Source organism: Phytopseudomonas seleniipraecipitans, assembly GCF_900102335.1.
Lineage (GTDB): Bacteria > Pseudomonadota > Gammaproteobacteria > Pseudomonadales > Pseudomonadaceae > Aquipseudomonas > Aquipseudomonas seleniipraecipitans.
Window position 1 is genome coordinate 1 of sequence record NZ_FNBM01000001.1, and the last position, 13,718, is coordinate 13,718.

The 13,718-nt window shown below is 61.1% G+C and carries 9 protein-coding genes; 5 read left to right on the plus strand and 4 right to left on the minus strand.

Features of this window, described 5'->3' with window-relative positions; translation table 11 throughout:
• Positions 1–505 precede the first annotated feature (505 nt).
• Genes BLS60_RS00005 through BLS60_RS00015 form a run of 3 tightly spaced genes read left to right on the plus strand, consistent with a single transcriptional unit; the run spans position 506 to position 4,065 of the window.
• Entirely contained in the window at positions 506–1,165 is a 660-nt protein-coding gene (locus tag BLS60_RS00005; RefSeq protein ID WP_092363288.1) for a paraquat-inducible protein A, read from the plus strand.
• Positions 1,152–1,775 (plus strand): paraquat-inducible protein A, encoded by a 624-nt coding sequence (locus BLS60_RS00010; protein ID WP_070881143.1) that lies wholly within the window; start codon positions 1,152–1,154, stop codon positions 1,773–1,775. Before BLS60_RS00005 ends, BLS60_RS00010 begins: the two co-directional genes overlap by 14 nt.
• A complete protein-coding gene (locus tag BLS60_RS00015; protein ID WP_092363291.1) occupies positions 1,768–4,065 on the plus strand; it encodes a PqiB family protein in 2,298 nt (765 codons plus the stop codon). The genes BLS60_RS00010 and BLS60_RS00015 overlap by 8 nt, the downstream gene beginning before the upstream one ends.
• Before the next feature lie 127 nt (positions 4,066–4,192).
• On the opposite strand, the gene mksF is transcribed toward BLS60_RS00015, so the two are convergent.
• The 3 genes from mksF to mksB all read right to left on the minus strand — a co-directional run bounded on the left by mksF (position 4,193) and on the right by mksB (position 9,116).
• Positions 4,193–7,012 carry an Mks condensin complex protein MksF gene (gene mksF, locus BLS60_RS00020; RefSeq protein WP_092363294.1) on the minus strand — a complete coding sequence of 940 codons (2,820 nt, stop codon included), beginning with the start codon at positions 7,010–7,012 and terminating at the stop codon, positions 4,193–4,195.
• The gene (gene mksE / locus BLS60_RS00025) at positions 7,009–7,704 is read right to left on the minus strand and encodes an Mks condensin complex protein MksE (RefSeq protein WP_092363297.1); all 696 of its coding nucleotides are present in this window, start codon (positions 7,702–7,704) and stop codon (positions 7,009–7,011) included. The genes mksF and mksE overlap by 4 nt, the downstream gene beginning before the upstream one ends.
• A gap of 167 nt (positions 7,705–7,871) precedes the next feature.
• Positions 7,872–9,116 carry an Mks condensin complex protein MksB gene (gene mksB / locus BLS60_RS00030; protein ID WP_070881147.1) on the minus strand — a complete coding sequence of 415 codons (1,245 nt, stop codon included), beginning with the start codon at positions 9,114–9,116 and terminating at the stop codon, positions 7,872–7,874.
• A gap of 288 nt (positions 9,117–9,404) precedes the next feature.
• Between mksB and BLS60_RS00035 the strand changes: the two genes are divergently transcribed.
• Complete coding sequence (locus tag BLS60_RS00035) at positions 9,405–10,502, plus strand: carboxynorspermidine decarboxylase (protein WP_070881148.1); 1,098 nt, start codon at positions 9,405–9,407, stop codon at positions 10,500–10,502.
• A gap of 139 nt (positions 10,503–10,641) precedes the next feature.
• Entirely contained in the window at positions 10,642–11,886 is a 1,245-nt protein-coding gene (locus BLS60_RS00040; protein WP_092365199.1) for a saccharopine dehydrogenase family protein, read from the plus strand.
• A 73-nt stretch (positions 11,887–11,959) separates the two neighbouring features.
• Here the strand turns inward: BLS60_RS00040 and BLS60_RS00045 are convergent, their stop codons facing one another.
• Positions 11,960–13,585, minus strand: coding sequence for a HAMP domain-containing methyl-accepting chemotaxis protein (locus BLS60_RS00045; RefSeq protein ID WP_070881149.1), 1,626 nt, complete (start codon positions 13,583–13,585; stop codon positions 11,960–11,962).
• Positions 13,586–13,718 lie beyond the last annotated feature (133 nt).

A 13,718-nucleotide genomic window follows, 5' to 3' on the forward strand; every position in this document is an offset into this window, starting at 1 on the left:
ACGATGCATCGCCGATGGTAGTGTGGGGTTTCCCCATGTGAGAGTAGGTCATCGTCAAGCTTCTACTAGAAACCCCAGATCTCGACAGAGGTCTGGGGTTTCGTCTTTGTGGCGGCGGAAAAGTAGGTCAGCCGCCAGGGGAAAAGAAAAGGCGGGGCCGTGGGCGCAGACAAAAGCCTAAAGTGCGACGCTTTTGTGGCACTTCCGGGTGTCGCTTCGCTCGACCCAGGCTACGCAGCACGCCCAGGTGAGGGCAGTGGCGATCTTGTGGTGGAAGGGTGGAGCGTCTTCCACCCTACGCGAGCGTGGAGGTTTTATAGCCTGGGTTAGCCGAAGGCGTAACCCGGGACTGTGAGGTTCTGGCGCTCATATGAGTTATCGAAGAGCTTAGCCCGGCGAGCACGGCGCTAGGCTGGAAATGTCAGCAAACGCAAATAATCGCTACAACTGTGCGCCGTTTCCCGGGTCTCGTTTAGAATGATTCGATACTTCCGAGAATTCATCCATGCCCGAGTCGGCCGAGCAGCAATCGTTAGCTGAAATACCTCTGACGGAGCTGGTCGCCTGCCATGAATGCGATCTGCTGATGCGCAAGCCGGCGATCAGTGATGGGGAGAGTGTCGAGTGCCCACGTTGCGGCTATGAACTGTACAACCATCGCCATCAGGTTGTTCGCCGTAGCCTGGCCCTGGTGGTGGCTGCGCTTCTTCTGTACATCCCCGCTAATTTCCTGCCGATCATGCACTTGACCCTGTTAGGGCAAACTGCCAATGACACGGTATGGAGCGGTGTGCTCGGTTTGTACGACAGCGGCATGCAGAGTATCGCCGTGGTGGTGTTCCTAAGCAGTATGGCGGTGCCGCTGCTCAAGCTTGTTTGTCAGCTTCTGGTGCTCTTGAGTATTAGCCTGAAAGTCGGCCGTGGTTACGGATTGCTGCTGTATCGCATTTATCACCACATGCGCGAGTGGGGGATGCTGGAGGTGTACCTGATCGGCATTCTGGTATCGATCGTCAAACTGGCCGATATGGCGGCTTTATCGGTGGGCTTTGGCTTGGCCTGTTTTATTGCGCTGTTGTTGGTGCAGGTCTGGCTGGAAGTGACGATGTCACCTCACCAGATCTGGAAAGCCCTCGCTGGGGAGGATATCAGTGCGCGCCATTGATGCCGGTCTGCTGATCTGTCACGAATGCCACCAGTTGAATCGCCACCAGCCTGAAGTGAAGAAGCAATTCTGTACGCGTTGCGGTGCACGGGTACACCCGCGCCAACCCAACAGTCTGGTGCGCACCTGGGCGTTACTGATCACCGCAGCCATTCTCTATATTCCCGCGAACCTGCTACCGATCATGACCGTTAACTCCCTCGGCAAGGGACAACCGGACACCATCATGTCGGGTGTCATCAGCCTGGTCGAGAATGGCATGCTGCCGATTGCTGCGGTGGTATTCATCGCCAGCATCCTGGTGCCTACCTTCAAGCTGGTGGGTATTGGCCTGTTGCTTTATTCGGTGCAGCGACATCAGCCGATGTCGGTGCGTCAGCGGATATTGATGTATCGCTTCATTGAATGGATCGGGCGCTGGTCGATGCTGGATATTTTTGTCATTGCCATTCTGGTGGCCGTGGTTAGATTCGGCAGCCTGGCAAGCGTCGAGCCGGGGATTGGCGCTGTGGCATTCGCCAGCGTGGTGATCTTGACAATGCTCGCGGCGCTTACCTTTGACCCTCGATTGATTTGGGATAACACGGAATCGGATGACGACCATGAATGATCTGCCCACCGCCAGGACGCGTCCGGCTTCCAATTGGTCTGCCATATGGGTACTGCCGATCATCGCCTTGCTCATCGGTGGCTGGCTGGGCTGGCGTGCCTACAGCGAGGCCGGTATCGAGGTCCAGGTGGTATTTGCCAGTGGCGAAGGCATCGAGGCAGGCAAGACCGAAGTGGTGTACAAGGGCATGTCGGTCGGCAGGGTGACCGCTTTGGGACTGGATCAAAGCGAAGCGCAGCGGGGTGTTATTGCGACCCTGGCAATGAGCAAGGATGTCGAGTATCAGCTCCGCTCCGGGACACGTTTCTGGCTGGTCAAGCCAAGCGTCAGTCTGGCTGGCATTACTGGATTGGAGACCCTGGTTTCCGGCAATTACATTGCTGTGAGTCCTGGGGACGGGGAGCCTGCCTATGAGTTCAAGGCGTTGCCGCAAGCGCCGCCGTTGTCGGACAGCCAGCCTGGCCTGCACCTGGTGCTCAAGGCCGAGCGGCTTGGTTCGCTGAACAAGGACAGCCCGATTTTCTACAAGCAGATCCAGGTCGGCCGGGTGAAGAGTTTTGCCCTGAACGACGATCAAACGTCGGTTGATGTGAAAGTGTTCATCGAACCGGCGTATGCCGATCTGGTACGCAAGCACACGCGCTTCTGGAACGCCAGTGGCATCAGTATCGACGCCAATTTCTCCGGGGTGAAGGTGCGTAGCGAATCGCTGACCAGCATCGTCGCCGGTGGTATCGCCTTTGCGACACCGGAGCATCGCAAGGACAGCCCGCCTACCGATCCAAGCAAACCCTTTCGGCTCTACGAAGACTTTGATGCCGCGCAGGCGGGAATCAAGGCCGTAGTCAAACTGACTGACTTCGAGGGCCTGCAGGCAGGGCGCACACCAGTGATGTACAAAGGTATTCAAGCCGGTACGTTGAAGAACCTGAAGGTCGATGCGGATCTGAAAAGCGCCACGGCCGAGCTGGCCATGGATCCGCTGGCGGAAGACTACCTGGTCGAAGACAGCCAGTTCTGGGTCGTCAAGCCGTCGATCTCCCTGGCAGGGATCACGGGTTTGGAGGCGCTGGTCAAAGGCAATTACATCGCCATGCGTCCGGGCAAGTTGGGCGGTACGCCGCGCCGCGAGTTTGTGGCACGGACCAAGGCGCCACCTCTCGATCTCGGCGCGGAAGGTCTGCACTTGGTGCTGTTTAGCGACACGTTGGGTTCAGTGGACGTCGGCAGCCCGATCCTCTACCGGCAGATGAAAGTGGGTACCGTGCAGAGCTACCAGTTGTCCCGGGACAACAAACAGGTGGTGCTCGGTGTGCACATCGAGCCGGAATATGCCGGGCTGGTGAACCGTACCACGCGTTTCTGGAACGTCAGCGGTATCACCCTTAAGGGTGGGCTTTCCGGTATCGAGGTCAAGAGTGAGTCGTTGCAGACGCTGATGGCGGGTGGCATCGCGTTCGAAACCGATGACCTGAAAGCGCCGGCCGACAAGAAGCGCGTGCAACGCTTTGGCTTGTATACCGATCGTGATGCGGCCATGCAGCATGGCGATGCGCTGAGCATCCGCGTGGAGCGCGGCGACGGCCTCTCGCCAGGCACCGAGATCCGCTTCAAGGGCTTGCAGATCGGCACGATCGACGGCGTCGAGTTAACCGCTGACCTGCAGGCGGTGATGCTCCATGGTCGTCTCACCACTGCTGCCCAACAGGTGCTGCGCCCTGGCTCGCGCTTCTGGGTTGTGAAGCCTGAGGTGAGCCTGGCCGGAGCGCAGAATCTCGATACGCTGATCAGTGGGCAATATATCGAGGTCCTTCCGTCAGAGCAGCAGCAAGGGCGGCAGACCGAATTTTTCGCCTTGAAGAGCGCGCCCAAACCGGTCGTCGATGAGCCGGGGCTGCGGCTGGTATTGAGCGCCGCCAGACTCGGTTCGCTGAAGGCTGGAGCGCCGGTCACCTACCGGGAAATTCAGGTCGGCCAGGTGACGGGCTACGAGCTCGGGGCTACTGCGGATCGGGTGCTGATTCAGGTACTTATCGAGCCGCGTTACGCCGGCCTGGTAAGAACCGGCAGCCGCTTCTGGAACAGCTCGGGTTTCGGTATTGATGTGGGCTTGTTCAAGGGTTTGACGGTGCGTACCGAGTCCCTGGACACCCTGATTGCTGGTGGCGTTGCCTTCGCGACGCCAGAGACCGACAGCAACACGGCAAGAGCCGGGCAGACCTTCGCGCTATTCGATGAAGCGCAGCCGGAGTGGCTCGAGTGGGCGCCGAAAATCGCCTTGCCGAAGTGAGGGCAGCTGCGCCTCGCTCCTGCGATGTTGAACACAGGCTTGTAGGCCTCTAGCTCGAAAGCCTTCAGGCAATATGAACGTAAAAGGCCCGCGTGAAAACGCGGGCCTTTTACGTTCCAAAGCGATATCAGGCGGGCTCGATGCTCGCCGGCGCCTCGGCTTGCTCACGGCGCTTGATGTACTTCCAGTCGGCTTCGTCAATGTAAATGCCGTTCGGCCCGCTGCCACCTTCCAGGTCGATGGCCACAGTGGCCGACACCTGCGGTTTCACCGAGGCAAGGATCGGCACAAAGCCCAGTTGCAGGCTGGTCTCGATCAGCGCTTGCTGGTTGCGCTCATCAATATCCGCTGCCTCGTCGAGGTAGTAAGGCAGGCGCACACGACCGGCCTGATCGCGATCCATCAGGTGCAGCAGCAGGTACATGTTGGTCAGCGCCTTGATGGTCATCGTGGTGCCGTTCGAGGCAGCGCCGTCGATGTCGGTGTGAATCACCGGCTGGCCATGCACCTTGGTGATCTCGAAGGCCAGCTCGAACAGGTCCTTGAGGCCCAGCTGGTTGCCATTGGCGGCGACCAGGCGCGCCAGGTATTCCTTGGCCTCTTCGTTCTTGGCATCCTGATCGCTGCTCTGCTGCAGGTCGAATACCGACAGCGTTTCGCCTTCTTCGTACTGCCCGGCGCTGTGGATGATCTGGTCGATGTGCCGCAGGGCATCCTTGTTCGGCGCGAGGACGATGCGGAAGCTCTGCAGGTTGGACACCTGACGCTTGTTGATCTCGCGGTTGAACAGCGCGAGCTGGTGCTCGAGGTTGTCGTAGTCGCTACGGATATTGCGCAGGGTGCGGGCGATGTCGGTGACCGCCGCACGTCTGGCCTTTGCCAGGGTGAGGGCTTCGTCCTGGCGGTGAGCGTAGGCGTTGACCAACAGTTGCAGGCGGCGCTCCATGTCATCTTCGCTGTCGAACTTGGCGACGCCCTTGAGGCGCACCTGGGCGTACAGCGCCTCGATATGCCCATCCACGCGCTGCAGACCCTGCCAGCTATCCTGATAGTCGTTGAGCAGCGGCTGCAGGTTGTCCAGCGAGTCGTCGACCGGCTCCATGTACGGCGTGCCGAAAGGCAGGTTGGCGGGCAGCAGCTGGCGGCGGCGCAGGGCATCTTCCAGCGTGCGCTCTTTGGCCTCGAGATCGGCGATCTGTCGACCGATCAGTTGCAGCTTGGCGGAGAGTTGCTGGACGCGCTCGGTGAAGGCATCACTGGCGCGCGTGAGCTCGTCCTGGGCGGCTTCCAGTTGTGCCAGCTTTTCCAGCTTGCCGTTTTCCTCGGCGGCCAGTGTCTGGCTGCGGCGGAATTCTTCCAACGCCTTCTGGGCATCCAGTACCGCCTGGTACAACTGCTCGGCCTGGGCTTTGCTCGCGGCGCGGTCGGCGGCGACCGATTGCTGGGTTTTGAGCTGCTTGTATTCGCGGTCGAGGCGGTCTTTCTGGTCACGCAGGGCGGCGCGGTCGGCCAGTGCCTGCAGGGCCGGCGGCTCGATGTGCGACAAATCGATGTCCAGGCCGGGCACCTGAAAGCGCTCGCCTTTGAAGCCATCGAGGATCGCTTCCAGGGATTTGACCCAGACGTCGCCGTCGTCGAGCTGAATGCCTTTTTCGCCCAGCGGCAGGCTGAACAGTTGGCCATTGAACAGGCGCATCAGACGGTCGACGTCAGCCTGGGAAAACTCTTCGCGCAGGCGCGAGTAGCTGTTGTTATCGGCGTGGTCGAGCTGCTGCTTGACCGACTTGAGGCGTTTTTCCAGATCGCGCAAGCGTTCGTCCAGATCCTCGCTGGAGAACTGGCGAGACTGCGCAAGCGCACCCGCCAGCTCGTCGTGGGCATCCTTGGCGGCTAGTAGCTGGGCTTCCAGCACCTTGACGTCGTCGACCAGGGCAAAGCGATTCTTCAGCACCGCAAGCTCGCCGAGCCAGCGCTGGATTTCGCTGATCTCGCGCTCCATGCGCATCAGTTCCTGAGTGCCGCCGCGCTGGTCGTTCTGCAGGCCGTCCTGCTCGTTGCGGTAGTGCTCGGCCTGGATCACCAGCTCTTCCTTGCGGGCACCGGCGTAGTCGTGCCAGGTGCCGAGCAGCGAGTCGAGCAGCGGCGACAGGCGATGCAGCTTGCCGCGCAGGTGTTCGCGCTGGGCAACGCCGGACGCCAGGGCTTCGATCAGCGGGCCAGCGGTAACCAGTGCCTGGTAATCCTGCTCCATACGGCGTACATCGCGGAAGGCTTCTTCGGTAGCGGCGATGTAGTCGACGCTGCCGGAGCGCAGGCTGTGCTCGAAGGCATCGAGGAACAGCTGCTTGAGCTTGGCGGCGGTGATCTCGCGCATGTGCAGCAGGTTGATGAATAGCGCGCGGAAGGTCTTCAGGCTCTGCTCGCTGGTCGAGCGCAGCGGAATCAGGGTCAGGTCCAGCGGGATGCTGGTGTGGCCGCCGACCAGCAGGCGGCGCAACTCATCCGGCTTCAGCTCGTAGGCGGTGATGCCGGCCTGGCCGAGGTTCTTGAACAGTTCGCGCTGCCGCAGGCAGGTGCCGTTCTGCTGGTAGTGATCCAGATCCAGTTCGCCGGCATAAGCGAAGAACTGGTGGCCGAAACCACCGCCCGGGCCGCGACCAGCCACACCAATCACGTGTGAACCGTGGGGCAGGACGACTTCGACGAGGATGTAGCTGGTGTCGGTGGCGAAGTAGAACTTACGCGACTGCTCGAGGCTGTACTTGCCGAAACTCATGTCCGACATGCGCGCCAGGATCGGAAACTGCAGGGCGTTGATCGATGCCGACTTGCCGAGGTTGTTGGCGCCGTACACCGACAGCGGATTTTCCAGCGGGAACAGGCCGAGGCTGTAGCCGGCGGTGTTGAGCAGCGCGAAGCGGCGGATGCCGTAGCGTTCCTGGGTCATGCGTCTTGCTCCTGTGCGGCGCGTTCTTCAGCCAGAGCACGAGCTATGGCCTCCTCCTCGGATTCTTCGATGCCCTCGTCGAGGGTGATGATCGGGTCACCACTGTCGTCGTCGATCAGCACCGGAGCCGGCAATGGCAGATCGGAGCTGTGCAGGCTGGCCGCCAGGTCGCGGTCGTGCTGCACCGACAGGCAGACATCGAGGAAACGGTGCATCGGCGGCAGGAAGCGGTACACGCCGTTGCTGTCCTCGGCGAAACCGAGTTGGGTCAGGCGGCGGATGATTTTGTCTTCGAGTTCTTCGTGGGTGGTCACTTCCGCCTGCAGGAACAGGTCGCGGTATTTGTCGAGCAGCGCCGGCAGCTCATCACGGCCGATGGTGCCGCCGTCGAGCACGGAAAGCGGGTCGCGCCCCTGGTCGGCCAGGTGCTCGACCAGGATGAAGGTGAACAGCGCCAGACGCTGGGCGGTCTTGTTGACCTGCGCAGCGGCCTGCTCGGGCACGAAATAGTAGAAGCCGCGCGGGTCGCATACCAGCTCGAAGCCCATGGCCTTGAACAGGGCGCGGTACTGGTCCTGCAGCGTGGAGAGCTGGGCGTAGCATTCCGGTTCGCTGCGCGACAGGTGATAGCCCTTGAACAGCTCGCGGAAGATGGCCGCGAGCTGGGTCATTTCTTTCAAATCAATGTTCATGCGTCATGCTCACGGGCAGTCTTAGGGTGAACGGCGCGAAGCGCTTTCCACCTGAGAATTTGATAGGGCTGATGGCGGGCTGGAGTAGGGTGGGCGACGCTTCATCCGTCCACCGCCCGGCAATCGACAAGGTGGACAAAAAAAGCGTTGTCCACCCTACGTAAAAATCAGCCATTGGGCCGGCCCACCAGGGCATAGGAGCTGATGCTGATCTCGTGCTCGCGGGTCAGGTAGACCTGGCGCTCCAGGCGATCGCGCTGGAAGCGGCCTTCGCGTGACAGCCGCGAGAACCAGTAGAGCAGCTCGTCAGTGGCGCCTTCGGGCTCCTGCTCCAGCAGCCAGGTCATCAAATCCGGCAGCGGCAGCGACTGTTCGCAGCGTTCGATCATCTCGCGCGCGGTCTTCGGGGCGCGTGGGTTGTCGCCCTTGCGCTTGCCGGTGGCTTTCGGGAAGTGATTGGGCTTGGCCTCGAAGCGCGCCAGGGCATAAACGTACGCCTCGACCTGCGATGCGCTGCCGAGGAAGTTGCTCTGTGGTCGGCTGAACAGCGGCATGGCCGCTTGCGGCACGGCGTCGATGCCTTTCTTGCGGATCACCGACAGCGCCAGGGCCGCACCGCGGGTCACGGCGTTGTGGCGGCGCGCTTCCTCGCGCAGCGGCAGCAGCAGCTCACGGGCCTTGCGCAGGGTCAGCTGGGCGGTGGTCTGCATTTCCAGGATGCGCGCGTGAGTACGCAGCAGCAGGTCATCATCGACCAGTTGGCCGAGGCGCTGCTGTTCACCGAGCAGCTTGAGCAGCACCTGTTCGACACGGCGTACGCCTTGCTCGAAGGCGCCGTCGGCGGCGACCAGCTGGATCATCGGTTCGACGTATTCGTCCCAGGTGGCCAGCACTTCGGCGTAACGCTGACGCAGGGGAATCTGCCGGTCGCTGGTCTTGGCCCGTTCGGCCACGCCCATCAGTGCCTGCTCATCGTTGCCCAGTTTCTTCAACACGTCGCGTACGCGCATGTCGAGCAGGCGCAACTGGCGCGCCAGATCATTACCGTCGCGGACCTCGAAGGCGTCCTGGATATAGCCGGCGAGGCGCTCGAGGTGGCGCAGGTAGGCCTCGATTTCCAGGCACAGGCCGAGGCGGTGCTCGCGGCGCAGGTAGGCGAGAAAGTCGTGGATCTGCGCGTTGAGCTCGAAGCGGTTGGGGCTCTTTGCCACCGGCACCAGAATGTCCAGACGAATCCACTGATCGAGCAAGGCAGTTACGTCTACCGGCGTGCTTTGCGGCGGAAGTTGGGCGGTGAGCTGGTTGCGCAGCTCCACCAGGCTCAGGGTGCCGGCGTCGAAGTGTTCGCAGAGCGGTTCGAGCAGCGCCCAGTGCTCGGCAAGGGCGCGCAATACGCGTTTGGGATCGATCATCGCGGGGCGGTCGCTCGATTTTGAAAAAACGCCGATTGTACGGGAAAGCCATTCGATTCTCTAAGTCACGACCTCACGTGCCGACTGTCATGCCTCCGTCATCGCCGATGGGCATGCTCGGCGGCGAATCGACGGCTATTGGTCCGCGCTGCGGCGTCACATGTCTGCAAATGGACAAAATATGCCCAGTGGCCTTTCGATCTGCAGCGGTTGTCGGCACAATTCGCGTCCGCTTTTTTCAGGAGGCTGGCGGGCTCCTGTTGGCCGACCTTTATTACGGACTGCGCAATGATCAAAACGCCGTACTACCTCATCGACAAACAGAAGCTGCTGGGCAACATGGAGAAGATCGCCTACGTGCGCGAACACTCCGGTGCCAAGGCGCTGCTGGCACTCAAATGCTTTGCCACCTGGTCGGTGTTCGACCTGATGCAGCAGTACATGGACGGCACCACATCGAGCTCGCTCTACGAGCTCAAACTCGGCCGCCAGAAGTTCGCCGGCGAGACCCATGCCTACAGCGTGGCCTGGGCCGATGACGAGATCGAGGAGATGTTGGCGAACTGCGACAAGATCATCTTCAATTCCATCGGCCAGCTCGAGCGCTATGCCCAAGCGTCGGCGGGCAAGGTGCGCGGCCTGCGCGTGAATCCGCAGGTGAGCAGCTCCGATTACCTGCTCGCTGATCCGGCGCGTCCGTTCAGCCGCCTGGGCGAGTGGGACCCGGAAAAGATCGAGGCGGTGATCGATCAGATCTCCGGCTTCATGTTTCACAACAACTGCGAAAACGGCGATTTCGGTCTGTTCGATGGAATGCTCAGCCATATCGAAACGCGCTTCGGCCACCTGCTGCACAGGGTCGGGTGGGTCAGCCTCGGTGGCGGCATTCACTTTACCGGCGAAGGTTATGCGCTGGACGCCTTCTGCGCGCGCCTCAAAGCGTTCTCCGAGAAGTATGGCGTGCAGGTCTATCTTGAACCGGGCGAAGCAGCCATCACCGGCAGCGCCTCACTGGAAGTCACCGTGCTCGACACGCTCTATAACGGCAAGCACCTGGCCGTGGTCGACAGCTCCATCGAAGCGCACATGCTCGACCTGCTGATCTATCGCCTCAACGCCAAGCTGGCCCCCAGCGAGGGTGAGCACACCTACATGGTGTGCGGTAAATCCTGCCTGGCCGGCGACATCTTCGGCGAGTACCCATTCGCCAAACCGCTGCAGATTGGCGATCGCCTGTCGTTCGTCGACGCGGCGGGTTACACCATGGTCAAGAAGAACTGGTTCAACGGCCTGAAGATGCCGGCTATCGCGGTCAAGCAGCTCGACGGCAGCGTCGAGGTGGTGCGTGAATTCGGCTTCGACGATTACCTGTCGAGCCTTAGCTGATCAGTAGGGTGAACGGCGCTTCAGCCGTCCACCACAGCATCACCATTTTTAAACCGGTGGATGAGAAAGTGTCGGCTTCGCGCCGCCCCGATCCACCCTGTAAACGTCTCTAAAACGCAGTTCCCTGGGGGTGAAACAATTGAAGAAGAACGTTCTTATCATTGGTGCAGGAGGTGTCGCCAAGGTGGTGGCCCACAAGTGCGCGCAGCACAACGACGAACTCGGTCGTATTGCCATCGCGTCACGGAACATCTCCAAATGCCAGGCCATCATCGACAGCGTCAAGGCCAAGGGTAGCCTCAAGGTTCCCGCCGACATCCAGGCCTTCTCGCTCAATGCACTGGATATCGAGGCGACCAAGGCGCTGATCCGCGAGACTGAATCGCAGATCGTCATCAACGTCGGTTCCGCCTTCCTCAACATGTCGGTGCTGCGTGCCTGCATCGATACCGGCGTGGCCTACCTGGACACCGCCATTCACGAAGAACCGGGCAAGATCTGCGAAGCGCCGCCTTGGTATGGCAACTACGAGTGGAAACACCTCGAGGAATGCCAGCAGAAGAACGTCACCGCCATTCTCGGCGTGGGCTTCGACCCGGGTGTGGTCAATGCCTATGCGGCACTGGCCCAGCAACAGCATTTCGACCGCATTGATTCGATCGACATTCTCGACGTCAATGCCGGCTCCCACGGCAAGTATTTCGCCACCAATTTCGACCCGGAAATCAATTTCCGCGAGTTCACTGGCCAGGTCTACAGCTGGCAGAACAGCCAGTGGACGACCAACACCATGTTCGAGGTCAAGCGCACCGATGACCTGCCCGTCGTCGGCGAGCAGAATCTGTACCTGACCGGCCATGATGAAGTGCATTCTATCTCCAAGAACCTGGGCGTGCCCAACGTGCGTTTCTGGATGAGCTTCGGCGAGCACTACATCAACGTGTTCACCGTGCTGAAGAACCTCGGCCTGCTCTCCGAGCAACCGGTGAAGACCGCTGAAGGCCTCGAGGTCGTGCCGCTGAAAGTGGTCAAGGCCGTGCTGCCTGATCCCGCCTCGCTGGCGCCGGGCTACACCGGCAAGACCTGCATCGGTGATCTGGTCAAAGGCACCAAGAATGGCCAGTCGCGCGAAGTCTTCATCTACAACGTGGCCGACCACGAAGACGCCTTTGCCGAGACCGACAGCCAGGGTATTTCCTACACTGCCGGCGTACCGCCCGTGGCGGCTGCTCTGCTGGTCGCGCGCGGCGAGTGGGACGTGCAGCGTATGGTCAACGTCGAGGAACTGCCCGCTGAGCCGTTCCTCAAGGCGCTGGACGTGATGGGCCTGCCGACGCGTATCAAGGACGAGCACGGCGACCGTCCCTGGGATCAGTCGCTCTAAGCCTTGTTTGCGTAACGGCTGCACAAAAAAGGATCGCCTCGGCGATCCTTTTTTTATTGCGCGATAGGTCGGGTTAAACGCTGAAGCGACCCACCAGGCGATTGAGGTCTGCGGCCAGGCGCGACAGCTCGTGGCTCGACGCGCTGGTCTGGTGGGCGCCGGTGGCGGATTGCACCGACAGGTCGCGGATGTTCACCAGGTTGCGGTCGACCTCACGGGCGACTTGGGCCTGTTCTTCCGCCGCGCTGGCAATCACCAGGTTGCGTTCATACATTTCGCTGATGCCGTTGGTGATCTCGTTCAGTGCGGTGCCGGCGCTTTGCGCCAATTCGCGTGTCGCCTGAGCCCGCTGGTTGCTGGCCTGCATCGAGGTCAGTGCCTGGCTGGCACCGGTGCGCATGCTGGACACCATCTGCTCGATTTCCTGAGTGGAGTTCTGGGTGCGATGGGCCAGGGCGCGCACTTCATCGGCCACCACCGCGAAACCGCGGCCTGATTCGCCTGCGCGCGCCGCCTCGATGGCCGCGTTGAGTGCCAGCAGGTTGGTCTGCTCGGCGATAGCGCGGATCACGTCCAGCACCTTGCCGATTTCCTGGGATTGCTCGGCCACTCGCTGCACCAGCGACGAAGTACCTTCCACTTCACCCGACAGGTCGCTGATCGCTGCGATGGTTTCCGCGACGCGTGTCTGACCGACCTGAGCCGACTGGTTGGAGGCTTTGGACGCTTCCGAGGTGGATACCGCATTGCGGGCCACTTCGTCGACCGCGGCGCTCATCTGGTTGACGGCCGTGGCCGCCTGTTCGATTTCGTCGTTCTGCTGTTGCAGGCCGCGCCCAGCTTCCTCGGTCACGGCGTTGAGCTCCACCGCCGCGGCGGCAAGCTGGGTGGAGGAGCCGGAAATCTCTGCAAGGGTTTCGCGCAAACGCTGCTGCATACGCGCCAGCGCGGCCTGCAATTGACTGACCTCGTCGCTGCCGGTGACTTCGATGCGTTTGGTCAGGTCACCGTCGGCGACGTGCTGCGCCGCTTGCACGGCATTCTTCAGCGGCCCGACGATGCTGCGGGTCAGCAACCAGGCCAGCAGCACGGTCACCAGGGCGGCCAGCAGGATGACGGCCATGACGATAAGGCGCGACTGAGCGTATTCATCCGCCGACACCTTGCCTTCCTGTTCGATGCCCTTGCTATAGATCTCGCCGAGTTCGGCGAGCTGGGCGCCGGTGCCATCGACCACCGGCTTCATGTCCACCAGCAGCAGCTTGTTCAGCGCTTCCCGATCACCGTTGCGCGCCAGTACGAAGGACTCGGCCATGCCGCGTTGGTAGGCCGCGAAGTCCTTGCGGAACTGATCGTAAATGCGCTGCTCTTGCGGCGTGTCGATGAACGGCTCGAAGTCCTGGATGTTCTGCATCAGGATCTTGTTGCGCGCCTCATACTGGCCCACATAGGTATCGATGTTCTTGGGGTCGGGATCGAGCGCCACGCGCAGGGAGATGGTGCGAATGCGCAGCATGTTCTCGCGAATGGTGTCGACGGTACGGATGCTCGGTACCCAATCGGTTTCGATGGCTGACGCTCGGTCGCGGATGCTCGACATGGTGGCGAGCGAGAAAATACCTAGGAACGCGACCATTAACGCGATCAATGCGAATCCGCAGGCAGCCCGCGGGGCGATGGTGAACTGGCGTAAAGACATGAAGGGCCTCTTGGGCAGACAACTGTTGTTTTAGTCAGGCAGCGTATCGGCTGAGGCTGCTTGGTCTTGAGGGGGCAGGGCGTCATCTGGCTGCCGGCGAAAAAGGAGTGCACATGACGCTTGCGGTAACAAT

What these genes read in the sequence shown, in the direction of transcription:
- mksE (WP_092363297.1), bottom strand. Translation starts at nt 7,704, where the DNA reads ATGAACATTGATTTGAAAGAAATGACCCAGCTCGCGGCCATCTTCCGC.
- BLS60_RS00045 (WP_070881149.1), bottom strand. Translation starts at nt 13,585, where the DNA reads ATGTCTTTACGCCAGTTCACCATCGCCCCGCGGGCTGCCTGCGGATTC.
- mksB (WP_070881147.1), bottom strand. Translation starts at nt 9,116, where the DNA reads ATGATCGATCCCAAACGCGTATTGCGCGCCCTTGCCGAGCACTGGGCG.
- BLS60_RS00005 (WP_092363288.1), top strand. Translation starts at nt 506, where the DNA reads ATGCCCGAGTCGGCCGAGCAGCAATCGTTAGCTGAAATACCTCTGACG.
- BLS60_RS00015 (WP_092363291.1), top strand. Translation starts at nt 1,768, where the DNA reads ATGAATGATCTGCCCACCGCCAGGACGCGTCCGGCTTCCAATTGGTCT.
- mksF (WP_092363294.1), bottom strand. Translation starts at nt 7,012, where the DNA reads ATGACCCAGGAACGCTACGGCATCCGCCGCTTCGCGCTGCTCAACACC.
- BLS60_RS00035 (WP_070881148.1), top strand. Translation starts at nt 9,405, where the DNA reads ATGATCAAAACGCCGTACTACCTCATCGACAAACAGAAGCTGCTGGGC.